Raw genomic sequence first — 23556 nt, forward strand, 5'->3', positions numbered from 1 at the left:
GGACCTCACCGATTCGAGAGGGTCGGTCCCCGCTGATGCTGCGACCGATCGGTGACGGGTCAGTTTCCGCCGCCGGGGCCCTCGAGTTCGGCGACGCCGACGAACCGATACGGTTCGTCTTCGAAGCCACCGAAGACGAGCACCGTCGTCGGTCGGTTCCCGCGGACGAGGCGCTGGATCTGTCCGGGCACGAACTCCGCCTCGAGGGCGTCGCCCGAGACGGACGCGTCCTCGGCGAGCGCGACGTCGCTCGGGTCGCCGGTACCCGGAATCGGCGGGCCGAACGACGAGTACGGCGCGATCCGTACCGACTCCGGATCGATGTCGTCCGCCGAGAGTCCGTACTGGTCGTCGGTGAACGTGAGCGAGACGGTGACGCGTCCGCCCCCTCGACCCCGCTGGGACGTGACCGTCGGGTCCATGGAGACCGTCGCCGGAACGGTGTAGGTGGTCTCGCCGATCTGCACGTTGTTGAAGTAGGCATCGCTCACGACCCCGTCGACGCTCCCGTTCCCGATCGCGACCGCCAGTACCGACGTCTCCGCGCCGAATCGGTCGAGAACGTTCTCGTAGTGGTCCTGTTCTCGCAACGCCATGATGTTGTTCCCGATCGTCTCGGCCGTCACGCGGACCTGCTCGTCTTCGACGTCGATATCGCCGGCGTCGACGCCGAACTCCCGCCAGCCGCCCGCCGTCAACTCGCTCGAGACGTCCCGCGTTTCCCACGTGCCGGTTTGCTCCGTATCCTCCTTCCGATACGTCACGGCGATCTCGCCGTCCGTCGTCTGGAGGATGAGAAACACCTCGTCCGGCACCTTGTAGGACGCCCGTTCTCCCTTGAAGTAATCGTAGGTGAAGCCGACGTCGCTGATGTCCCCGAGCGAGAGGTCCGCAGCACGCAGGTCGATGCCCGAAACGGCGTAATCCGACGACTCCTGACCGTCGGACGTCACGTGAACGATGCCGACGCGATCCCCGCCCGCCGGATCCGCCGCCAGCCGCATCCGGTTCGTAAACGCCATATCCATGTCGTGATCCCAGAGCACCGCCTCGTTGTGGTACACTCCCTGGAACTGGGTCGTTGCCGTGTCGGCTTCCGTGTCAGTACCGTCGGCGTGGGCTCCCTTGCCAGTACCGTCGTCGCCTTCACCTGCGAGCGCGCTCCCGGCGCCTGCGATCCCAGAGACACCGATAGCTGCGCCACCCGCCCCGACCAGTAGCGTGCGCCGGCCGAATCGGGAGTTCGAGTCGGTCGAACCGTTCTTGTCGTTACTCATATTCGATTCCAATACATGAGGAATCCTGTCATAAAGTCCTATTATAGTCAGATAGACAGTCAGAATTTACGTTATTCATTCACCCCCGTGGACGGAGGCGTACGAAACGAGAACGCATTACGCCGGGACGTCGACTGGCGGATTTCGGAACTGATGGGATGTCCGAATCGAGACAGGAAACCGGCCACCCAACGCATTTCTTACCGTCTGGTCGATCGCTACCGGCCGACTGCGCCGCGGATAATCTATTATTGTTCCCGAATGTCGAACCTGACCTCGAGTCAGCTACCGTTCACGCCGACCTCCAGCGGCCGCCGGCTCACTCGTCGCTGACGTCGACCCAGAGGTGCGCGTAATACTCCGTCGTCTCCATCGACGGCTCGGCGGGCACGTCTCCGTCGGGGTACAGCAGCCAGACCAGTCGGATGTCGTCCCCGGTCATGGTCGGCTCGAGGTCGTGGGGCTGGTGCCAGCTCTCGTTGTGAGCGAGTCGGGTCTCGAACCGGTCGAGTTCGCGCTGCTCCTCGACGGTCGTCTCGTTGCCCTCGACCGAGACTCGCTGTTCGACCAGGACGACGGTGTAGTCGACGGTTCGATGTTCGTGATTGTCGATCCCGACGACGATCTCTCGGGGTTCGCCCCGCGTGAACTCGGTCGGATAGTTGTCGGCCGTGAGTTCGCCGTCGTCGTCCTCGGTCAGGATGTAGACCGCCGAGAACTGTTCGCCCTGGGGGGGCACCATGACCGCGTACCCGACGCTGCCGACCGCGAGCAGGACGGAGGCGACCAGCAGGACGTTCAACGCGGCGTCGGCGCGGGTGTCCGGCTCGAGCAACTCCGCGCGTCCGGCCGCGTACCACGCGCGGTAGGGCACCCGGAAGCGCTCGTCTTCGGGGAGCTCCCACCGGCGAACGGCGGCGACGACCGCCGCACCGACCGTGAACGCGCTCACGGTGAGCATGATCGGCACCAGTCTGATGCCCCACGGCGTGAAGTTCAACGCGAGCCCGAGCAAGGGAGTAATAGCGATGCTGAGTCCGAACGAGAGCGCGACGCGCTCGATCCCGTCGATACCCGACCGGTCGGCGAAGACCGAACTGCCGGGGACGAGACCGCGGTTGTCCGATTCACCCGCCGTGACGTCCTCGTCGGTCGGGGACGTGGTGTCGGCGGTCGCTGCCTCACCCGATTCCGGAAACAGTGCTGCGATGAACGCGTAGCCGGGAACGAAGAGAACGAACGCGAGTCCCAGTGGTACCCGAAGCGGCGTGTCACGAATGATGGGGCCGAGCACGGCGATATTCGTCAGACCCACGAGGACGAATACGGTCGCGAGATCGGCGGGAAGCGTCCGTACCGGACGCGGAAGCATCGCCACCAGGGACCGTGTCTCGACCATTCGTTCCTACCTAACGAGGACGACGGCAAAAACGAACCGGTCATCGAGGACGCGATTTTCCCGCCGTCCTCTCTGACACTGCCCGGTCCGGTTCCGGTTTCGATCACCGCTGATCGCTCACTATCGGAGCCGATCGGAACGGTAATCGCGGTCAGCTAGTACTAGCGGATTCGGGCTAGTACTAGGTCGAGTCCGACTGACTCGTGTCCGGTTCGGCGACCGCGCTCGCTGCGGTGACGTCGCGGAGCAGCCGCAATTCTTCCTCTTCAGTGATGCGATCGGAGCGCATGCAGGCGTGGATGATCTTGTGTGCGAGTTCGGGATCGGCGAGTACCGATGGATCACTCTCGCGAGCGACCTCCGGGCGCTCGAGCGCCGTGAGTTCTCGCTCTACGGTTGCCACCTGCTGTGTGAGTTCGTCGATCCGTTCGGCGAGTTCCGTCAGTCGGCGGTCGTGCGCGGACACGTCGGCCGCGTCTTCGTCGGATTGATCGGCGTTCGATTCCGCGTTCGTCCGCTCGTCCGCGTCTCCGCCGCTCGAGGCAGGGTCTGTATCGTTCGTGTGCGTCATCCCTCCGTCCTCCCGCTCGTCACCGTCGGTCTCGAACAGCGAGGCGACGAGTGCGTGTCGGTCAGACCAGTCGAACCCGTCGATCGAGTTGACGCGCTGGCTGATCGTCGGACTGCTGACTCCGAGTCTATCGGCGAGTTCCGCCTGCGTTGCATCGGGGCGCTCGTAGACCTCCCGAAGCGTTTCTCGCTGTTTCTCGGTCAGCTCGGATCGATCGAGGCCCGACTCGGACCTGGGTTCGGTCTCCTCGTCTCGGTCGGTCGTCACTGGCTCCTCCGTCGTCGAGCTTTCAGTGACGATCGGTTCGGCCAGTTCCGACGTCGCGCCGCCGTCGGTTGCCGGCTGTCCGTCCGGAGTAGCCAATACCGCCGCTGCAGGTGACGGCTCGGTATCCGACGCTGCGGCGACCTCCCCGTCCGATTCGTCGGCAGCGGGATCGCCGTACTCTTCGAGTACGCGTTCGACGGTCGCCGTCGTCGCACCGCTGACCGCGTCGGCGATCGCTTCCATCGCCGCCGCCGGATTCTCGTCGGCGTGATCGAGAATCTGTTTGTGAATGATCGCGCGCGGCGCGTCCTGTTCACCACCGGTTCTGCGAGTTGCCTCGGTGCCCCCGTTCGCCATACAGAACCTGTCTATGACGAACCGTTGCTTATAGCTTCCTCAAATTTTAATACACTCACATAACAACCTGTGTTTCTGAATCGATTATAGATCTTCAACGCGCTTTATATTTCGTTCTTTCAGGTTAATCCGCCAACCTGAGCCAGATGAAAAATTAATCGGCGGTATCGGTACGGGTGGGTTCCTCGACGCACAGTTCGCGTGCGTCCTCGAGAACCGTCTCGGCCTCGCGTTCGGAGACGCCCCCCGGCTCGAACGCCGCTCGTTCGTATCCTTCGGTCACGTCCCGAAGCACGTCGCTCGATCGGTCCGCCGCCGACTCGCTGTCCTGATATCGGCGATAGAACTCCCAGTGGGTGAGCGAGTCGCGAGCGTCGATTCGCGGCCCGAGGATGCGGCGAACCGCCGCGTAGCCGCTCTGGACTGCGGTGTCGGGGTCGCCCTGCGACGCCTGCTCCGTCGCTCGAGCGAGCAGCGTTCGGGCCGCCGACGGATCGAACGAGTCGGTCGAGTCGGACGCCGAGACCGGCTCGTCCCGGTCGGTTCGATCGGCCTCCGGCTCACCCGACTTCGAACCGCTCCGATACCGGTAGGCGCCCGTTCCGAGGGCGACGGCGACCAAGCCGAGTGCCAGCCACGCCCACGTCGGCACGAGCGAGTCGCCGGGGGCGGGGAACGAGACCGTCGTCGCGGCCTCGGCCCGGGCCAGGTTCGTCGCCTCGTCGTCGTAGACGGCTACCAGTTGCACGTCTCCCGTCGCCGTCTCCTCGGGGATCGAAACCGCGCCGCCGAATTCGCCGTCCCCGTCGGTCGACATCGTCTCGAGGACCGTGCCGTCGGCGATCAGCCGGATCGATTGCCCCTGAACGCCGTCGCCGCCGGCCTCGAGCGTCCCGTTGACCGATATCTCGCGCTCGCCGATTCGACTCGCGGAGACGGAGAGCGCAGGTTCTGTTTCCTCGACGGTGATCGTCGTCGAGTCGGCGGCGCTCGCGAGCGCTCGCCCCTCGAACGGAAGGGAGACCCGTAGTTCCCGTTCACCGGTGGGGACGTCGGCGGGGATCGTCGGATTGCCCGCGATCGTCCCCTCGCGGGATTCGAAGAGTCCCAGCGCCGTCCCGTCGAGGGTGACGACCAGGGGGACGTTATCGATTCGGTCGCCGTCGACGAGGAGTTCGGCGCCGATGGTCACCGGCTCACCGTAGGCGACGGTATCGGGTTCGACGTCGGACACCGTCAGCGTCGGTTCGACCTGTTCGATCTCGACAGGGACGCTGGTCTCGCTTCCCAGGTAGATCGACTGATTTTCCGGGACGTACTCGACGGACACCGAGTCGGCCGACAGCGGGACCGAAATCGGTCGGTATTCGAACTCGAACGAGCCGGTCGCGTCCGTCTCGGTTCGGAGCGTCTGGTTCCCGACGTCGAGGCGGATCTCCTCGTCGGCGACCGGCGTGCCGTCCGTCGTCTCCAGTCGACCGCTCGCGGTCATCGGGTCGGTGAACGAGATCTCCTCGGTCGCCGACTCGACGGTCAGTTCGGTCTCGACGAACTCCGCGTCGCGAATTTCTTCCTGCTCGGCCTGAACCGCTTCGTTTACCGCCTCGATCTCCGCTGCGGCGTCGCGCAGGTCGATGTTCTCGTCCTCGCTGATCGCATCGTAGTGAGTCTTGACGCTCCGACTCGAACCGTCGATCTCCTCGGCCAGCGTCTCGAGTTCGCGGGCGAGTTCCCGCGCCCGTTCCTCGTCGCCCGCCTCGCGCGCCGCCTCGTACTCCTCCCTCGTCTCCTCGTATTCGGCCACCGACTCCGTCATCTCCGCTTGCTCGCTTCGGGCGTCGTCGAACGATTCGGCCCGTTCGGTCTCACCCGCAACGTCGACGTACTGTCCGAGCCGGTCGTGGTACTCCTCGTCGACGTACTGGCTGGCCAGTTCGTACTCGCCCTCGCTGAGTTCGATCGCCCCGCTCTCGAGCTGGCTCGACATCCAGCCGGAGAGCCACCGCTCGAGTTGCGCTTCGTCGGCGTTCTCGTCGTACTCGTCGGGGTTTCGGTGGCGAACGGTTTCGTTGCTCTCGTTGTCGGCGTCGTCGTCCGTCGACTCCTGCTGGGCGACGCTACCGAACGCCGGTTCGGCGTCGCCGTCACCGACGCCCGCCGTCTCAGCGGCGGCGAGTCCGCTCCCCGCCGCGCTCAGCGGCAGACAGACGAGCAGGAGAGCGAGGACGAGCGCTCGGACGACGGCGACGTTCACGGGAGTGGGATTCGCGGCCCACGGCAAAAAACTGTTCTCTCCGCGGAACGTGTCGGTACTGCTCCACCGGATCGATCGGACGGGCTGGATCGACCGGGCGTGAGCAGCCCCCATCGTTCCGTTCGCCCGACACCAGTAGCTTCAACAGGATACCCGAAGATCGACCGAGTATGTATCCCACGCGTCGACTGTGGGCGGTCGCGGGGCTCGCGGTCTTTCTCGCGGCCTTCGCGGTCGTCACCGCCCGCCCGCTCCTCCTCGGCGGCGCCGGACTGGTCGGCTCGTGGATCGCCGTTCGTCAGTACCGGTTCTACCGGACGCTCGAGGAGACCGTCGACGGGCTGACCGTCGAACAGTCGATCGCCCGGACCGGCGTTCGGACGAACGACACCGTCCCGGTCACCCTCTCGGCGACGCTCGAGGCGCCGTCGCCGCTGGTCGTCGCAGTTGAGGCGGAACTGCCGACCGGAACCGCGGCCGACGAACCGCTCGCGCTGTCGCTCGACGCGTCCGAGACCGGGGCCGACCGAACGATCGACGTGACGTGGCCGGTCGCGGGCCGCCACCGGTTCGACGAACCGACCGTGACCCTCACGGACGGCCACCTCCGCGAGACGGTATCGCTCGGGTCGACGCCGGTCGTGACCGTCGAACCCCGCGGGCCGCGGACGATCCACGTCGGCGAAGGCGGCGATCGGATCGCGACGGCCTACGGCGAACACGAGACGGGACGCCTCGGTGGAGGAATCGAGCCCGCGGAACTGCGCGAGTACGTCCCCGGGGACACGGCCGACCGAATCGACTGGAAGGCGACGGCCAGGCTGGCGACGCCCCACGTCCGGGAGTACGAAGCCGAGTCCGACCGGCAGACGCTGCTGGTCGTCGACCACCGCGAGTCGCTGGCGACCGGCCGCCCCGGCGAGACCGAACTCGACTACCTCCGCGAGGTCGCGCTCGCGACCGCGGCGAGCGCCCGCCGTCTCGGCGACCCCGTCGGACTGCGCACCGTCGGCGACGAGGGCGTCACGTTCAGTCTCGAGCCAGCGACGACGCCGGCGGCGTACGATCGGATCCGCCGCCGGTTGCTCGACCTCGAGCCGACGGTCGATCCGTCGACCCCCGGAGGGCACGTCGACGGAGTCGACCGTGATCGTCGGCGTTTCGGGGGATCGACGCCGCGCACCGTCGGCGGATTCACCGCGGCCGACGCCCGCTCGAAGCTCTCCGCCCTCGGCGACGAGACCGACGCCTTCGCGTCGACGCTCCGGCCGTTCTACGCGACGCGGGAGGGCTACCGCGAGCGCATCGAATCGGACCCGCTCTACGGCGCCGTCAGGGCGGCCCACCGCGACCGGACCGGCGGTCGATGGACCATTCTGTTTACCGACGACTCCCGGCCCGCGGAGGTCCGCGAGACTGTCAAACTCGCTCGCGGCAACGGGAACTCGGTGCTGGTCCTGCTAGCACCAACGGTACTCTACGAACCCGGCGGGCTCGCGGACGTCGAGGACGCGTACGACCGCTACGTCGAGTTCGAGGAACTGCGTCGCGACCTCTCCCGGATACCGCGCGTGACCGCCCTCGAGGTCGGCCCCCGGGATCGCCTCTCGGCGGTCCTCTCGGGCGGACGCGTCCGCGCTCGAGGTGGTCGCGCGTGAGCGGCGTCGCGACGGCAGGCCCGGCCGAACCGACGGGCCGCCGCTGGCCGACGCTCGTCGCGCTCGCCGTCCTCACCGGGGCGCTGGCGGTCCTCGCCGGGCCGACCGGTGCGGTCGCCGGCCTCGCGACGGCCCTGACCTGGTACGTCCTTGGAACGCCTTACGCGCTCGCGGCCGGCCACGTCGTGCTCGCGGCGGCGTTCCCGGACGGGATCGACGCCGCGACGTTCCTGCTGGTCGAACTCGCGTTCGTCGCGGTCCTGCTGGCCGCCGTCGTCCGGTCGGAGACGGCCGTCGGCGACGCTCTCGCGGTACTCGCGACCGCGACCACGTTCGTGGGCATCGGCTGGCTCGTCGCGGGCGCCCAGCCCCTCTGGATCGCCGCCGGAACGCTGCTGATCGCCGTCGCGCTCGCGGCCTACGCCCTCCACCGGTACGAACTCGTTCGCCTCGGGCTCGTCCCCGAGATCGACTCCGACGCCGACTCACCGACCCATGAGCAGTAACGACGTCGATACGACCGATTCGCCCGCGTCCTCGAGAGACGCGGCTACCGACGACGAGACGGACCCGAAGGCCATCGGCGAGGCGACTGCCGCAGAGACGGCGCCGGCCGCCACCGATGACAGCTACGAACTCGCGGCACAGGTCGAACTCCTGGCCGACGAGAATCGCCGGCTGCGCGAGGAGTACGTCCGCGCCCGCCAGTCCCGGTATCGGTCCACCGCGCTCGGTCTCGCGGCGATCGGCGTCGTCGCCGTTCTGGGCGGCATCCTCTTCCCGGACGCGCGGGAGGTGCTCGTCGCGCTCGGCGCGACCGGCCTCTTCGGCGCGCTGTTGACCTACTATCTCACGCCCGGCCGGGTCGTCGCGGCCGACGTCGGTGAGCGCGTGTACGCCGCCGGAGCCGCGAACGCCGCGGCGATCGCCGACGAACTCGGTCTCCGCGACGAGCGCGTGTACGTCCCCGGCGGGACGGCACCGGCCCGGCTCTACGTCCCCCAGCACGCCGACGCCGCGCTACCCGAGGAGCGGGCCGGCCCGATCGTCGTCGACGACGCCCGGGGACTGCTGCTCGAGGCGACCGGAGCCGAACTCTTCCGCGAGTTCGAGCGGGCCCTGACCGGCGACCTCGCGGCGGAGCCGACGCCGCTGGCCGCCCAGTTGACCGACGGCCTCGTCGAACAGTTCGAGCTCGCGCGAAGCGCCGCGCCCGACGTCGACGCCGCCGACGGCCGCGCGACGATCGCGATCAACGACGGCGCGTTCGGGTCGATCGACCGGTTCGATCACCCGATCCCCTCCTTCCTCGCGGTCGGCTTCGCCGCCGGGCTCGATCGACCGGTCCGCCTCGAGGTCGCGCCCGGTGACGACCGGGCCGACTGGCTGGTGACCTGTCGGTGGGGCCTCGAGGCGAAGCCGGACGACGGTGTTGACGCCGCCGGTGACGAAGAGCGCGACGAGGGGACGGAGACGAACACTGGTGAATAGAATCGGCGACTCGAGTCCGCCCCGTCGACCGACTACTCTCGCTTCTCGCCGCCGTCGCTCGCCGGTTGCAGTTCGACGGCGTCGGCACCCGGTGACGTGACGGAATCGGTGACGTCGGCGACGACGTCCGCGGTCGTGACGTCGCTCAGGTCGGCGTCGGTGCTCAACACGAGCCGATGGACGAGGATCGATTCGGTCAGCGCCTTCACGTCGTCGGGGATGACGTACTCCCGACCGCGGATCGCCGCTCGAGCCTTGGCGCCGTCGAGGAACGCGAGCGTCGCCCGGGGTGAGGCGCCGTGGGTCACGTCCGGATGGTCTCGAGTCGCCGCGACGAGGTCGAGGACGTACTCCTTGACCGGCGCCGCGACGTGGACCTGGGTGACGGTCTCTCGCGCCGCGACGAGGTCGGAGATCGTCACGACCCGATCGACGGCCTCGGGGCCGAGGTCGGGATCGTCGTCGAACCGGTCGAGCAACTGCCGCTCGACGGTCCGATCGGGGAGGTCGACGGTGAGCTTGAACTGGAAGCGATCGCGCTGGGCCTCCGGGAGTTCGAAGACCCCCTCCATCTCGATGGGGTTCTGCGTCGCGACGACCATGAACGGCGTCGGCAGCGTGAGCGTCTCGCCTTCGATCGTCACGCGCCGTTCTTGCATCGCCTCGAGCAGCGCCGACTGGGTCTTCGGCGTCGCGCGGTTGATCTCGTCGGCGACGACCATGTTGGCGAAGATCGGTCCGCGCTGCAGTTCGAACGTGCCGGTCGACTCCCGGTAGACGTGGGTCCCCGTGATGTCCGCCGGCAGAATGTCGGGCGTCATCTGGATGCGGGTGTACTCGAGGCCGGTCACCCGCGCGAACAGGTTCGCGAGCGTCGTCTTCGCGACGCCGGGGACGCCCTCGAGCAGGACGTGCCCTCGCGTGAACAGCGCGATCGTGAGGTGTTCGACCGCCGACTCGTTGCCGATCAGGACGCGCCCCATCTCCTCGCGGACCGCCTCGTAGATCGGTGCCGGATCGAGGGCGTCCGCGGAATCGCCGGCGGAGGGCTGGTCGCCGCTCATTGGTCCTCCGGTTCCGCGTCGTCACGGTTAAGCGCTGCTATCACGCGCCGAACGCGGGCCTCGTTCCAGTCGGGGTGGCGCTCGCGGAGCACGGCCGCCCGCCGCTCGTCGACGGTCTCGACCGACGGGCCGGGCGTCGCGTCGTCGAGTGGCGTTCTCCGATCGCGGGAGCCGCCGATTCGCGTTCGAACGCGCTCGAGCGACGGTCTGACGCGCCGGCCGGACAAGGTCGCGATCCCGACGATTCCCAGGGCGCCGACGAGGACCTGTGCCAGCGGCAGATCGCGGAACGCGAGAACGGCGCTCGTCAGCGGCGGGAGGTCCTCGGAGTGAGAGAGATCGATCAATACGCGGTCCGCGTCGGCGTACAGCCGCCCGAGGAACGCCGCGTTGTCGGGTTCGTCGATCATCGCGTTGATCGCGATGCTCGGATCGCCGACCGTCACGACCCGCCCCTCGGAGACGTTCTCGACGGCCGCGACGGGATAGGCGTCGAGCGACTCGTCGGCGCCGAGTTCGCCGTCGCCGTCGGCGTCGCGATAGGCGTACTCGCTGGTACGCACGAGCACTGTCGTATTGCCGTCACCGTCTTCGGGCACCTCGAGCGCGGACGCGTGGTTGAGCGTCAACCGTTCGATGCCGTCGGTGTAGGTGTGGTTCTCGACGCCGGTCGCGACCGGCATCGTCGGGCCGCGGTAGTACTCCTGTTCGTCCCGAAGCAGGACGCCGTCGGTCCGCGTGTCGGCGCCGACGGCCGCCAGCAGTTCGTTGCCGCTCGTCCCGAAGTTCTCGAGGACGACGAGCGTCCCGCCGTCGGCGACGAACCGGCGGAGTCGCTCGGCGTCCTCGTCGGCGTACGACTCGTCCGGGGCCACGACGAACGCGACCGTCTCGTTCGGTTCGTGTGCGTCGTATCTGGCCGTGTCTCGCACCATTTCGCTCTCGACGCCCGGCTCCGACGCGACCTGACTGCGGAGCTCGGAGGTCCCGTCCCACGACGGGTTGTACGGGCCGAACGCCGCGCTCGAGGTCGCGGCGGCCACGAGCAGCCCGCCGAGAACGGCGACCGAGAGGGCGGCCAGCAGGACGCGCGGCCAGTCGAGTCCGCCGCCGTCGCGGAACCACTCGCGGACGGTCATCGCCGCACCTCCGGTCGCATCGAAGCATCTCTGACTCGAGTCGCGTCACGCAGCCGGATCACCACGGCAACACCTCCGGCGGGAGAATCTCCAGAATGCGTCGGACGACCACGACGGCGAAGCCGACGAGTCCGATCGCGATGATCCACCGCAGACGGCGTCGCCAGTCGGGTGTGACGGCGAATGGAGCAGTCAGCTCGGTGACGATCAGGAGTCCGATCAGCGACAGTACGAAGAACAGCTCGTAGGAGAACGAGCCAAGCAGGGAGAGAACGAGCACGGCTGCGAGCATCCAGGCGAGTTGCCCGCGGACGAATCGCATCCGTCGGTGCGTCGGCATCTAGTGCTGTACGCGACGCCGGAACCCGTAAATCCTCGGGGTTTCGGTGGCTCGAACGAATCGAGAGTTCCGTCTCGAGCCCGCGGCGGAGACGACTCGAGGAGAAGCGGACAGACGCGCGCTACCGGTCCCGTTCGACGGTCTCGCCGGGTCGCGTGGTCGCACCGGTCGTCAGTTTCAGCCCGGGCGTCAGGCTGGTGTTGATGCCGGTCTTGACCCGATCGCCGGCGACGACGCCGAACTTGCGCCGGCCGGTCGAGACGCGCTCGCCCTTGACCGTGAACTTCACGTCCGCGTCGTCGTGGCGGAGGTTCGCGACGTTCGTCCCCGCGCCGACGTTGACCGACCGGCCGAGAACGCTGTCGCCGACGTAGGAGAGGTGACTCACCGACGAGTCGGGACCGATGACGCTGTTTTTGACCTCGACGGCGTGGCCGACTTCGGCGTCCTCGTCGACGAGCGTCGCGCCGCGGACGTAGGCGTTCGGCCCGACCGTCGCGCCCGAGCGGATCAGCGCCGGGCCTTCGATCACGACCCCCGGTTTCACCGTTGCGCCCTCCTCGACGACCACGTCGCCCTCGAGATGGGCGTCCTCGCTCACCTCGCCGTCGACGCGGCCGTCGAGCTCGCCGAGCTTCCACTCGTTGGCCTCGAGGAGCTCCCACGGCCGGCCGACGTCCAGCCAGCGCTCGAGCGTGACCGGGGTGACGTCGAAGGCCCCGATCACGGTCGCCAGGACGTCGGTGATCTCGTGCTCGCCGCGCTCGCTCTCGGAGACCTCGAGCCACTCGCGGGCCTCCTCGGGGAAGGCGTAGGCGCCGGCGTTGGCGAGGTTCGTCGGCGGATCGGCCGGCTTCTCCACGATGCCGGTGACCGTTCCGCCGTCGGTACTGAGAACGCCGTAGTTGCGCGGCTCCTCGACTTCGACGGCGCAGACGGCCGGACAGTCATCGAAGAGCCGTTCGACCGCCGCCGGATCGTAGAGGTTGTCCCCGTTCAGGACGGCGAACGGCCCGTCGATGTGGTCGCGAGCGGTGGCGACCGCGTGGGCTGTCCCCGCCTGTTCGGTCTGGACCGCATAGGAGATGGGCGTTCCGCGGTACTCGTCGCCGAAATAGTCGCGGACGGTTTCGCCCTCGTAGCCGATCACGAGAACGATTTCGTCCGCCCCCGCGTCGATCGCGGCGTCGATGGTGTGGGCCACGAGGGGCCGATCGGCGACCGGCAGCATCGGTTTCGGAACCGAATCCGAGAGCGGTCGAATACGCGTTCCCTGGCCCGCCGCGAGAACGACTGCTTTCATGCATCCCGACGATTCATTGAGCGGCCGGATAAGCGATTCGCTCGCTAGAGCCGACTGCAACTATCGCCGCAAGACGGGATGCCCGTCGAAGGCGCTCCGTCGAATAGATCGCGAGATCCGTACTGGGACCGCGGGCGCCGACAGCTACGGCTCGCCGATGGTACGACTGATCGCGTCAACCACGGCTCACTCGTCCGGGCGGTCGTCGTCTCGATCGCGAGACAGCCACCAGCTCGTGGCCAGGGACGGAAGCAGAACGAGGAGGACACTGACCGCGAGCAGCAGAACGATTCCGAGAGTCTCGATCATCGTCGCTCGAGTCCACTACTGCGTGACGTGTCGTATAGCTGTTGTTTCCGCGTTCAAGCGTACGGGCCGCTCCGCCGGAGATCGCGGTCAGCGGCCCCAAAAGGAGGTTGCCGTCAGCGACCGCGAAACGCCGGTTCGCTCGAGCCGGTCAGTCCTCCGAGGTCGTGATGTCGGCCGACAGCCCCTGTGCCATCTCGATCTCTTTCGAGTTGTTCATCGTCCACGCCGTGCGCTCGGTGACGGCCTCGATGGCCTCGCGGGCGCTGGGATAGCCGTTGCCGGACTTCTTGATGCCGCCGAAGGGCAACTGGACTTCGGCGCCGATACACGGGAGGTTCGCGTACGCCAGCCCGAGGTCCGCCCGGTCGCGGAAGGCGTTGAGCTGGCGGTAATCCTCGGAGATGACCGCCCCCGCCAGCCCGTAGGGCGTGTCGTTGTGGATCTCGAGCGCTCGCTCCATGTCGCCGTCGTACTCGATCAGCGCGACGTGGGGGCCGAAACACTCCTCCTGGAGGCACCGCAGGTCGGCGTCCGAGTCGTACTCGACCTCGTAAACGAAGGGGCCGACCCAGTGGCCATCCGCGTGGCCCTCCGGAATCTCGTCGTCCTCGAGTTCGAACCGGTCGACGAGCACGTTCGCGCCCTCCTCGACGGCGAGTTCGTTGTGCCGGCGGATCTTCTCGACGTGGTCGGCCTCGATCGCCGGTCCCATGAACGTCGACTCCTCGAGCGGGTCGCCCACGGCGACGTCCTCGGCGATGTCGACGAATCGCTCTTTGAACTCGTCGTAGACGTCGGTGTGAACGATCAGGCGCTCGCTCGAGACGCAGCGCTGGCCGGTCGTCTTGAAACTGGACATGACCGCCGAGTGGACGGCGATATCGAGATCCGCCTCCTCGGTGACGACGATCCCGTTCTTACCCCCCATCTCGCAGGCCGCGAGCTTGCCGGGTTCGCCGCCGACCTTGCCGGCGATCTCGTGGCCCACTTCGGCGGAGCCGGTGAAGAGAACGGTGTCGACCCTCGAGTCGTCGGTGATCGCCGCGCCGGCGTCGCCGTAGCCCTGGATCATGTTGAAGACGCCATCGGGCACGCCGGCGTCGTCCATCATCTCGGCGATGATCTGGCCGCACCACGGCGTCTGTTCGGCGGGCTTCCAGACGACGGTGTTCCCCTCCACGAGGGCGATCGCCATGTGCCAGAAGGGGATCGCGACCGGGAAGTTCCACGGGGTGATACAGCCGATCACGCCGCGGGGCTTGCGGCGCATGTAGGCGTCCTTCCCCGCGATCTCCGAGGGCACGACGTCGCCGTGGGGGTGGCGGGCGTTGCCCGCGGCCCACTCGACCATGTGCCAGGCCTCGGTGACGTCGGCTTTTCCTTCGGAAATTTCCTTCCCGCACTCCTGCGTGACGATCTCGCCCAGTTCGTCGTGGCGATCCCGTAGTTCGTGGTAGATGTCCCAGAGGTACTCCGCGCGGTCGATGTACGACAGGTCACGCCACTCCTCGAAGGCGTCTTCGGCGGCCGCCAGCGCCGCGTCGACGTCGTCCTCCGTTCCCCGCTGAAACGTCGCCAGCGTCTCGCCGGTGGCGGGATTCCGGCTCTCGAACGTGTCGTCCGCGCCATCAGTCCATTCCCCGCCGATGTAGTGGCCGTACACCTGTTCGGTGGCTTGCTGGCTCATACGAGACGAAACGGCGAGCGAGGTGAAAACCCTGATGGTGGTTCACACACGGCGCGGGAATCGCCCCGAGGGAGCGCCTCGGTGGCTCCGGCGGCTCGGGGGACGAGTCCGGCGACGACCGTCAGTGTTATCGATCTTGCTCCTCGGCGCGGTCTTTGGTCACCGTGCGGTCGCCCTCCGGGGGCCGGTCTTCCTCGTCGGGCTGGCGCTCCTCGCCCGCCTCGTCCATCTCCTCGGTTTCGGGCTCCATCGCGGTACCGGATCGGCCCTCCTCCGGTGTGTCCGTCTCGTCTTCGCCGCTCGCCGTCACCCCGTTCGGCTGCCGATCGCCGCTTCGCTCGTCCGCGACCGCTTCCGGGTCGCGGTCGAAGACGGGATCGGTGGCGTCGTCGTCGGTCGCCCCCGGCTTCCCGTCCCCCGCGAGTCGAATCGTCTCCGCCGTCACGGCTTGGACTGAGTCGGCCTCGAGGTGCACGACCTCGTCGCCGCCGTCCCAGTCCAGCGCCGCCGCGGTCGAGTCGGCGACGTCCGACTCGAGGTCGACGTACGCCGTCTCCGGTTCGGTCATCGTGACGACGCCGATCCGCTCGCCGTTGGCCGTCTCGACGCGCTTGTCGACGTCGTCGTCGGTGAACGTGTGGCTCATGGGCGGGCCTACTGGAATCCGTCGAAAGCCACTGCTGCCTGCAGCCGCCGGGATCGAGCGCGTCTACCCGTCCTCCTGGGTTTATGTCCCTCTCTGCCAAAATATACCACGGTGGGAGCCATGCCAGAGCGAGACCTGGAGGACTTCCTCATCCTCCGAGCGATGGACGAACCGATCACCGAGGACGACCTCGAGGCGGCGGGCGATCGATCCGGTGACGCCCTCGAGGACCTCCGGAACGAAGGCGCGGACATTCGGTGGATCGAATCGGAAGTGATGACGAACGAGGACGGTGATATCACCGGTACCTACTGTCACTACCGGGCCGAGAGCGAGGAGGTCGTTCGGGAGCACGCCGATCGCGCCGAGCTTCCGGTCACGAGAATCGACCGACGAGGGCACCCGCTCGAGGGAGAATAGTCGGCGTCGGGCGGAATCACTGCTGTCGTATCTCGGCGGCCTCCTCGAGTTCGTCGCGCAGCGTCGTGGCGTCGAACTCGTGGTCGGGCCGGAGGCGGACGAAGTCGAGGAACCGCCGCGCGGCGAGCAACTCGTCGGGTTCGTAGACCGTCGCGGCCGCGAAGACGGCGTCTCGAGCGCCGATTCGGGGCTCGAGGACGGCCAGCGCGCAGGCCAGGTCGTAGGCGGTGGTCTCGGCGACCCGGTCGTCGTGGACGTTCGTGGCGTCGATGAAGTAGAACTCGCCGTCACAGAGCAGGATGTTTTCGGCGCGCAGATCCCCGTGGGCCATCCCGTGATCGCGCAGCGTCGCGAGCATCTCGAAGAGGACCGTCGCGCGCTCGGCGACGAGCCAGTCGGGCGTGTCGTCGAGCGACCGGAACTCCGGCAGGTACTCGAGGACGAGCACGCCGAGACCGTTGACCTCGAAGGCGTCGATCGGCTGGGGCGCGTTGATTCCGATCTCGCGCATCCGTTCGGTCGCCTCGTACTCGTGTTCGACCATCTCGCGGGGCGTGTCGAACCGGCCGAAGAAGCCGCCGGAGCCCGCCGACACCGCGCCGACGTTTCGCCCCGCGGTCAACACCGCGTGGACGAGCGCGTTCTGGCGCGAGACGATCTTGACGAACCACCGGTCGTCGATGACGCAGGGCGTCGACAGCCAGTTGTCGGCCTCGAGGAACTCGACGCGGACCTCCTCGCGGTCGTACCGATCCGCCAGCGTCCGGACCACGCGCTCGAGGCGATCCCACTCGACGGTCCCTCGCGCGAGCCGGCGGATATCCATACGTCGGGTGTGGGGCCTTGGGGGTTAAATGCGTCCCGAACTGTCGCCGACGAGACGTGTCCGACGAACGAATTGGTGCTCGGATCCCGTTCCCCTCGATCCCTCCTCGAAATCGGCGGCGCGACGACGGTTCGGCCTCGAGAACAACATTATTATCAACGCTGCTACTGAACGAACGGGTGAGTATGGACGCGATCGACGACCTCAGTGACGCGATCGAGGGAACCCGCAACTTCCTGACGCAGTTGAGCGTCAGACAGTGGGTCACGCTCGCGGTGGTCGTCTTCTTCGTCAGTTCGCTCGGGTTCGGGGCGGCGGCTCCCGGCGGCGACACCACGATGTACGCCGACGGTACGGCCACCGAGGACTCGTTCCAGGAGGAGTTCGAGCAACTCGAGTCGGAACTACCGGTCGAGGATCTGCTCGTTGCGCTCCTCGTCGTCGCCGCCGTCGTGCTGGTGCTGTGGCTGTGCTACGCGCTGCTCGCCGGCGTCATGGAGTTCGTCTTCCTCGAGTCGCTGCGGTCGGAGGAGGTCCGAATACGCGGCTACTTCGGCGCGAACGCGGGGAAGGGGGTCCGGCTGTTCCTGTTTCGGCTCGCCCTCCTGCTCGTCGCCGGCGCGCTCGTGTCGGCGCCCGCCGCGATCGCCGTCGGTCTGGGCACCTTCGACGACATCTCTCCCGGCCTGCTCGCCCTCTACCTGCTGTACGGGGGCGGGCTCTACCTGCTGCACTCGATCGGTCGCCGCTTCACGGACGAGTTCGTCGCGCCGATCATGCTCCTCGAGGACTGCGGCGTCCTCGCGGCGTGGGGTCGGTTCTGGCGAACGCTGCGGGCGAACCTCGCCGAGTACGCGGTCTATCTGCTCCTCGTCTGGGTCCTCACGCTCGCGGTGACGGTTACGGTCTCGATCGTCATCGCCCTCGGCGCCGTCGTCATCGCGATCCCGTTCGCCATCGTGGCGTTCGTCGCGGTGCTCGCCGGCCCGATCGGCTGGGCCGTCGCCGTCGTGGTCGGCCTGCTCGCGCTCGCCGCCGTGTTGCTCTTCGCCGCGCTCGTCTGGACGCCGGTCACCACCTACTTCCAGTACTACGCGCTGTTGCTGCTGGGCGATACGGACCCCGAACTCGATCTCGTCCCCGACCAGCGCGCCGCGGTTCGAGCCGCCGGTACCGGCGGTGCGATCGGCCGCAGCGACTGGGAGCGACCCGACAGCGACTCGTCGGCTCGAGACGACGACTGGAACGACGAGAGCGGCTGGGACGGGTCGGATCCGTGGGACGAGGCGGGCGACGCCGATGACGCGGATGAGAGCGGCGACAGCGACGACGATGACGACCGCAGTTGGTAGGTCGCCGCTCCGATCCATCGGATCGACGCTGACACGAACCGTCGAAGTGACGCTGCCGCGAACCGTCGGGCTGCCGCTACCGCCGACCTATCGGACCGACGCTGCGGGGTCGTCGGTGCGTTTATTCTGTAGCCCGGCACATATCGCGTATGGACACCGACCTGCCCGACGAACACCGGATGATCCGGGAGACGGTCAGGGACTTCTGCGAGACCGAGATCGAACCGATCGCCCAGGAGATCGAGGACGAACACCGGTTCCCGGCGGAGATCTTCGACCAGCTCGCGGATCTGGACGTGATGGGCGTCCCCATCGCGGAACGCTACGGCGGCCTCGGCGGCGACACCCTCATGTACGCGCTGGTCGCCGAGGAACTCGGCCGCGTCTCGGGCTCGATCGGCCTCTCATACGTCGCCCACACGTCGCTCGCCTCGAAACCGCTCGAGCGGTTCGGCACCGAGGCCCAGAAGGAACGCTGGCTCCGTCCGCTCGCCGAGGGCGACTATCTGGGCGGCTGGGCGCTGACCGAACCCGAGAGCGGTTCCGACGCCTCGGACATGAATACGACTGCGGAACAGGAGGACGACGAGTGGGTGCTGAACGGCACCAAGCAGTTCATCACGAACGCCTCCGAGGCCGGGTCGGTCCTTGTCAAGGCCGTCACCGACCCCGATGCGGGGTACGACGGTATCTCGACGTTCATCGTCGATCCCCGCGAAGACGACGGCTTCGAGGTGACCACGATCTGGGACAAGATGGGGCTGAACGCCTCGCCGACCTGTGAGATTCGCCTCGAGAACGTCCGCCTCCCCGAGGATCGACTGCTCGGCGAGGAAGGCGACGGCTGGGAGCAAACCAAGAAGACCCTCGACGGCGGCCGGATCTCCATCGCCGCGCTCTCGACGGGGCTGGCCCAGGGCGCCTACGAACACGCGAAGGCCTACAGCACCGAGCGCGAGCAGTTCGGGCAGCCGATCTCGAAGTTCGACGCTATTCGGGATACGATCGTCGACATGCACCGCAAGACGGAGCGGGCCCGACTGCTCACCTACCGCGCCGCTCGGACGTCCGACAAGGGCGAACCCGTGACCCGCGAGTCGGCGCTCGCGAAACTCGAGGCCAGCGAGGCCGCCCGCGAGGTCGCCGAAGACGCCGTCCAGGTGCTGGGCGGCTACGGCTACACCACCGACTTCGCCCCCCAGCGGTTCTACCGGGACGCGAAACTGATGGAGATCGGCGAGGGCACGAGCGAGATACAACACCTCGTCATCGGCCGGGAACTCGGCCTCTGAGGGGCACGCAGTCAGAAAATCAAACGCGTCGCGGGTACCGGCCGATCGACCGCCTCGAGGCCGTATAGAAATCCTCGATCGAAACGGCGTTACGGCAATCCAAGGAGAAAGCCTCGTGCTTTAGCGCGGGGATGAATCCGACATAACCTTTCGCAGTCCACCGTCCGATGGCACAGCAGGATATTCCTCGCTTCGCAATCCCTACCTTCAAGTAGCTTTCTCTACATTAGTTACGTATGGCGAAACGGGTCGTCACCCGCACCTACACTGCTTCCATTCGGAACCAGTCACGGGTGTCTGACGATCTCGATTCGCTCGGGTTCGCCGCCTCGAAACTCTGGAACGTCGGACGGTGGACGTGCAGTCGCATCTGGGATGAAATCGACTACATCCCTGAACACGACGAACTCACCGCGTACCTCAAGTCACACGAACGCTATGATGACCTGCATTCTCAGTCAAGTCAGCGCGTTCTTCAAGAACTCGCTGAAGCGTTCAACGGCTGGTACGGCAAACGACGTAACGGAGACACGAACGCAAACCCGCCCGGCTACCGCAAACACGGCGATGAACACCCCCGAAGCACGGTCACGTTCAAGAACAAAGGCTTCAAACTCGACACGAAGTACCAGCGAGTCCGCCTCTCTAAAGGCTCGAACCTCAAGGAGTACTGGTCGGACTTCATCCTCTGCGAGTACCAGACTCGCCCCGACGTTGATCTCTCCACTGTGGAGAACGTCCAACAAGTACGGGGCGTCTGGACTGGTGACGAGTGGGAGCTACACTTCGTTTGCAAAGTCGAAATCGAAGTATCAGAAGCACCCGGTGAGAAGACGGTGGGTGTTGACCTCGGTATCAACAACTTCGCTGCCCTCGCCTACGAGGACGGTCACAGTGAGTTGTACCCACTCAACTGCTTGAAGCAGGATGACTACTACTTCAGCAAGCGCATCGCTCGGTGTGACGACTCTGACTCCGAGCAGGCCACGCGGTTGCACCGGAAGAAGTCGGCTCGCCGAACCCACTACTTCCACACACTTTCCAAACACATAGTTCAGCGGTGTGTAGATGAGGGAGTTGGAACCATCGTGGTGGGTGACCTCTCTGGTATCCGCGAAGACGAGGAGAACGACGAGGCGAAGAACTGGGGCAAGCACGGCAACCTTGACCTGCACTCGTGGGCGTTCGACCGATTCACCGACCTACTCGAATACAAGGTCGAGATGGAAGGCATCACGGTCGAACAGGTATCGGAGCGCGATACCTCGAAGTCGTGTTCGTGTTGTGGCCGTACACGAAAAGCAAACCGTGTCGAACGCGGGTTGTATGTGTGCGATGAATGCGGGATGGTGGCAAATGCCGATGTGAACGGCGCTGAGAATATTCGACAGAAAGTATCTCCGAGTCTCTCCTGTGACGGGGGAGATAGGAGTAACGGCTGGTTGGCACAGCCATCGACGTTCCTGTTTGACAAGGAAACTGGTGCGTTCACACCTCAAGAACAGGTCACGTCGTAAACCACAATATCCCAACGCGAGAATCCTCGCCCTTCAGGGCGGGGAGGATGTCAACCGAGGATGCCGTCGGTACTTTCGTTGTCACCGCTGCCGTCGTTGGTTTCGTTCGAGCTGCTGTTCCCACCGTCCTCGGAACCGCCGGCCGAGTCGTCCGAATCGACGTCGGTGGTCACCGATTCGGTGAGCGTCGCGATGTTCGGCTGCTCCTGGCTCTGCAGGTCCCGGGGATAGACGCCGATGGTGACGAGCAGGTCCTCGTCGGCCTCGACGGCCTCGGTGATGTGGATGTCGACCTCGAGTTCCTGCCCGTCGAACGTCGCGTCGGCGGTGAACCGCGACTGGGTCGTCGACTCGCCGAGGATCGTGACGTCGCTGTCTTCCTCGTGGGAGATGTCGTTGATCCCGTCGTAGTTGCTCCTGACGAGGTCGATGAGTTCCTGCGTCGACATCTCTCCGACGGGGTTGAGTTCCCGTCCGAAGATGCTGACCTGCGGGGTCGTCAACACGTTGTAGATGGCAGCGCGCCGCTCGCCGAGCCCCATGATCCCGACCCGTTTTTCGTGTTTGGTCATGTGGTTGCGGACCGTGACGGTCTCGTTCGTGGGGCCGACGTCGCGCTCGATGGGGAGCGCTTCGATCTCGGTCTGTTCGTAGCCGGTCTCCTCGCGGGCGGCGGCTTCGACGCCCGCGGGCGAGGACTCGTGTTCCGCCATTCCGATCAATCCCAGACAGCCCGACAGACTCGCGAGGCCGGCGGCCCCGAGGCACGCGATGACGCTTCGTCGATTCAGTTGTCGATCCATTTCCCACCATATGGAGATTCAGGTGGTAAGTGTTTATTGGAACGACGACAGTCTGTCAATATGAAATCCTTTTCCAGTACCGTTCGGAACGAATACGGGTAGCTGGAAGCCACTGCATCGAATACGTCGGCCGATTTCGGCAGACCCCACGGAAGGAACGAGTCGACGGAACGGACGGCAATGCGCTCGCCAAACCTACTGTTCGAGTCGTGCAAACGGCCGTCGGATCCGGGTTAGGGCCAGCTACCGGCCTCTTCGAACGAGTCGGCGACTCGCTGAATCGCGACGACGTACGCGGCGATGCGCGCGTTATCGACGTCGTGGGTTTCGAAGGTGTCGACGAGGGCGTCGAAGGCGTCGACGATGAGCTCCTCGAGTTCCGCGTTGACCTTCTCCTCGGTCCAGTAGAAGCGCTGGCGGTTCTGGACCCACTCGAAGTACGAGACGGTGACGCCGCCGGCGTTGGCGAGGATGTCGGGAATGACGAAGACGTCCTTCTCCGCGAGCACCTCGTCGGCGCCGGGCGTCAGCGGCCCGTTGGCGGCCTCGGAGATGACGTCCGCCTCGACGTCTTCCGCGAGGTCGGCGTCGATGGCGTTCTCGAGGGCGGCGGGGATCAGCAGGTCGACGTCGAGCGTCAGGAGGTCCTCGTTGGTGAGTTCCTCCTCGCTCCCCTCGAAGCCGATGACGCTACCGGTCTCGTTCTTGTGATCCTTCGCGGCGACTGGATCGAAGCCGTCCGGGTTGTAGATCGCGCCGCTCGAGTCGCTGGCGGCGACGACGGTCGCGCCCATCTCGTCGATCAGTTTCGCGGCGATCCATCCGGCGTTGCCGTAGCCCTGCACGGCGACGGTCGCGCCCTCGAGGTCCTTGTCGAGGTAGTCGAACGCTTCGCGGGCGGCGATGACCGTCGAGCGGCCCGTCGCTTCGACGCGCCCCTCGCTACCACCGCTCGCGAGGTTCTTCCCCGTGATGACGCCCGGCTCCGTGGTGTTCTCGAGGGTCTCGTAGGTGTCTTTGATCCAGTTCATCTCCCGCTGGCCCGTGTTCACGTCGGGCGCGGGGACGTCCCGGTCCTCGCCGATCAGCGGGCGGAGTTCCTTCGCGAACGCGCGAGTGACGCGCTCGAGTTCGCTCTCGGAGTAGTCGGCGGGATCGATGATGATTCCGCCCTTCCCGCCGCCCAGCGGGATGTCGGCGGTCGCCGTCTTGTAGGTCATCCAGCCCGATAGGGCCTTGACTTCGTCCCGTGAGACCTGCGGGTGATAGCGAATGCCACCCTTGTACGGGCCGCGGTCGCCGTTGAACTGCGAGCGAAACGCCTTGAATCGCTCGAGCGACCCGTCGTCCATCTCGACGGTGAGGTTCGTTTCGAGCACGCGCTCGGGGTGTTTGAGACGCTCGATGACGTCGTCGTCCACCTCGAGGTAGGCCGCCGCGTCGTCGATCTGTGACTGGAGACTCTCGAACGGATTCGCTTCCTCGGCCATACGCGTGCGTTTTCGGGATGGAAGGATAAGCGTAGCGAATATCTATCATAGTCCATCATCCCCCATCCACTCGAGGAGTTCCCATCTCCTTTTA

Annotated in this window: 21 protein-coding genes; 7 read left to right on the forward strand and 14 right to left on the reverse strand. The window is 66.4% G+C overall.

The features are described 5' to 3' along the window. Nucleotides 1-59: 59 nt before the first annotated feature. From J0X25_RS31525 to J0X25_RS31540, 4 genes are all read right to left on the reverse strand, one after another. Entirely contained in the window at nt 60-1277 is a 1218-nt protein-coding gene (locus J0X25_RS31525) for a hypothetical protein (RefSeq protein WP_207287854.1), read from the reverse strand. A gap of 319 nt (nt 1278-1596) precedes the next feature. Further along, on the reverse strand, nt 1597-2676 hold the full coding sequence (locus J0X25_RS31530; protein ID WP_207287855.1) for a DUF1616 domain-containing protein: 1080 nt from the start codon (nt 2674-2676) through the stop codon (nt 1597-1599). 181 nt (nt 2677-2857) lie between these two features. Continuing rightward, nucleotides 2858-3871 carry a winged helix-turn-helix domain-containing protein gene (locus tag J0X25_RS31535; protein ID WP_207287856.1) on the reverse strand — a complete coding sequence of 338 codons (1014 nt, stop codon included), beginning with the start codon at nt 3869-3871 and terminating at the stop codon, nt 2858-2860. Nucleotides 3872-4025: 154 nt separating this feature from the next. Further along, nucleotides 4026-6125 (reverse strand): hypothetical protein, encoded by a 2100-nt coding sequence (locus tag J0X25_RS31540; RefSeq protein ID WP_207287857.1) that lies wholly within the window; start codon nt 6123-6125, stop codon nt 4026-4028. A 170-nt stretch (nt 6126-6295) separates the two neighbouring features. On the opposite strand from J0X25_RS31540, the gene J0X25_RS31545 reads away from it, so the two are divergent. The 3 genes from J0X25_RS31545 to J0X25_RS31555 are packed head-to-tail and all read left to right on the forward strand — an operon-like array spanning nt 6296 to nt 9274. Beyond that, nucleotides 6296-7783 (forward strand): DUF58 domain-containing protein, encoded by a 1488-nt coding sequence (locus J0X25_RS31545; RefSeq protein ID WP_207287858.1) that lies wholly within the window; start codon nt 6296-6298, stop codon nt 7781-7783. After that, the gene (locus tag J0X25_RS31550) at nt 7780-8289 is read left to right on the forward strand and encodes a DUF8163 family membrane protein (protein WP_207287859.1); all 510 of its coding nucleotides are present in this window, start codon (nt 7780-7782) and stop codon (nt 8287-8289) included. The genes J0X25_RS31545 and J0X25_RS31550 overlap by 4 nt, the downstream gene beginning before the upstream one ends. Continuing rightward, nucleotides 8279-9274: a DUF7982 domain-containing protein gene (locus J0X25_RS31555; RefSeq protein WP_225896663.1), complete on the forward strand. Its 996-nt coding sequence runs from the start codon at nt 8279-8281 to the stop codon at nt 9272-9274. The genes J0X25_RS31550 and J0X25_RS31555 overlap by 11 nt, the downstream gene beginning before the upstream one ends. A 32-nt stretch (nt 9275-9306) precedes the next feature. Here J0X25_RS31555 and J0X25_RS31560 read toward each other — a convergent pair whose 3' ends face one another. From J0X25_RS31560 to J0X25_RS31585, 7 genes are all read right to left on the reverse strand, one after another. Further along, nucleotides 9307-10338, reverse strand: coding sequence for an AAA family ATPase (locus J0X25_RS31560; protein ID WP_207287860.1), 1032 nt, complete (start codon nt 10336-10338; stop codon nt 9307-9309). Beyond that, nucleotides 10335-11477: a DUF4350 domain-containing protein gene (locus J0X25_RS31565; RefSeq protein WP_207287861.1), complete on the reverse strand. Its 1143-nt coding sequence runs from the start codon at nt 11475-11477 to the stop codon at nt 10335-10337. The genes J0X25_RS31560 and J0X25_RS31565 overlap by 4 nt, the downstream gene beginning before the upstream one ends. A 58-nt stretch (nt 11478-11535) precedes the next feature. Further along, complete coding sequence (locus tag J0X25_RS31570; RefSeq protein ID WP_486606260.1) at nt 11536-11817, reverse strand: DUF8044 family membrane protein; 282 nt, start codon at nt 11815-11817, stop codon at nt 11536-11538. A 121-nt stretch (nt 11818-11938) separates the two neighbouring features. Further along, entirely contained in the window at nt 11939-13120 is a 1182-nt protein-coding gene (gene glmU, locus J0X25_RS31575) for a bifunctional sugar-1-phosphate nucleotidylyltransferase/acetyltransferase (RefSeq protein WP_207287862.1), read from the reverse strand. A 186-nt stretch (nt 13121-13306) separates the two neighbouring features. Beyond that, the gene (locus tag J0X25_RS39820) at nt 13307-13429 is read right to left on the reverse strand and encodes a hypothetical protein (RefSeq protein ID WP_284145148.1); all 123 of its coding nucleotides are present in this window, start codon (nt 13427-13429) and stop codon (nt 13307-13309) included. A 148-nt stretch (nt 13430-13577) separates the two neighbouring features. Then, nucleotides 13578-15116: an aldehyde dehydrogenase family protein gene (locus J0X25_RS31580; protein WP_207287863.1), complete on the reverse strand. Its 1539-nt coding sequence runs from the start codon at nt 15114-15116 to the stop codon at nt 13578-13580. A gap of 127 nt (nt 15117-15243) precedes the next feature. Beyond that, nucleotides 15244-15762 carry a hypothetical protein gene (locus J0X25_RS31585; protein WP_207287864.1) on the reverse strand — a complete coding sequence of 173 codons (519 nt, stop codon included), beginning with the start codon at nt 15760-15762 and terminating at the stop codon, nt 15244-15246. 120 nt (nt 15763-15882) lie between these two features. Here J0X25_RS31585 and J0X25_RS31590 point away from each other — a divergent pair, with 120 nt between their 5' ends. Then, complete coding sequence (locus J0X25_RS31590; RefSeq protein WP_207287865.1) at nt 15883-16182, forward strand: DUF4242 domain-containing protein; 300 nt, start codon at nt 15883-15885, stop codon at nt 16180-16182. A gap of 16 nt (nt 16183-16198) precedes the next feature. On the opposite strand, the gene J0X25_RS31595 is transcribed toward J0X25_RS31590, so the two are convergent. Then, entirely contained in the window at nt 16199-17008 is an 810-nt protein-coding gene (locus J0X25_RS31595; RefSeq protein WP_207287866.1) for an RIO1 family regulatory kinase/ATPase domain-containing protein, read from the reverse strand. A 185-nt stretch (nt 17009-17193) separates the two neighbouring features. On the opposite strand from J0X25_RS31595, the gene J0X25_RS31600 reads away from it, so the two are divergent. The 3 genes from J0X25_RS31600 to J0X25_RS31610 all read left to right on the forward strand — a co-directional run bounded on the left by J0X25_RS31600 (nt 17194) and on the right by J0X25_RS31610 (nt 21169). Further along, nucleotides 17194-18360 carry a DUF7544 domain-containing protein gene (locus J0X25_RS31600; RefSeq protein WP_207287867.1) on the forward strand — a complete coding sequence of 389 codons (1167 nt, stop codon included), beginning with the start codon at nt 17194-17196 and terminating at the stop codon, nt 18358-18360. Between the two features lie 149 nt (nt 18361-18509). Further along, nucleotides 18510-19652, forward strand: a complete 1143-nt coding sequence (locus tag J0X25_RS31605) for an acyl-CoA dehydrogenase family protein (protein ID WP_207287868.1) — start codon at nt 18510-18512, stop codon at nt 19650-19652. A 236-nt stretch (nt 19653-19888) separates the two neighbouring features. Continuing rightward, complete coding sequence (locus tag J0X25_RS31610) at nt 19889-21169, forward strand: RNA-guided endonuclease InsQ/TnpB family protein (protein WP_207287869.1); 1281 nt, start codon at nt 19889-19891, stop codon at nt 21167-21169. Nucleotides 21170-21219: 50 nt separating this feature from the next. Here the strand turns inward: J0X25_RS31610 and J0X25_RS31615 are convergent, their stop codons facing one another. Both J0X25_RS31615 and J0X25_RS31620 read right to left on the reverse strand, forming a co-directional pair. Beyond that, complete coding sequence (locus J0X25_RS31615; protein WP_207290912.1) at nt 21220-21960, reverse strand: DUF6517 family protein; 741 nt, start codon at nt 21958-21960, stop codon at nt 21220-21222. A 245-nt stretch (nt 21961-22205) separates the two neighbouring features. Then, nucleotides 22206-23462 (reverse strand): Glu/Leu/Phe/Val family dehydrogenase, encoded by a 1257-nt coding sequence (locus tag J0X25_RS31620; protein ID WP_207287870.1) that lies wholly within the window; start codon nt 23460-23462, stop codon nt 22206-22208. Nucleotides 23463-23556: the final 94 nt, after the last annotated feature.

Origin of the sequence: Haloterrigena alkaliphila, assembly GCF_017352155.2 — an archaeon.
Classification (GTDB): domain Archaea; phylum Halobacteriota; class Halobacteria; order Halobacteriales; family Natrialbaceae; genus Haloterrigena; species Haloterrigena alkaliphila.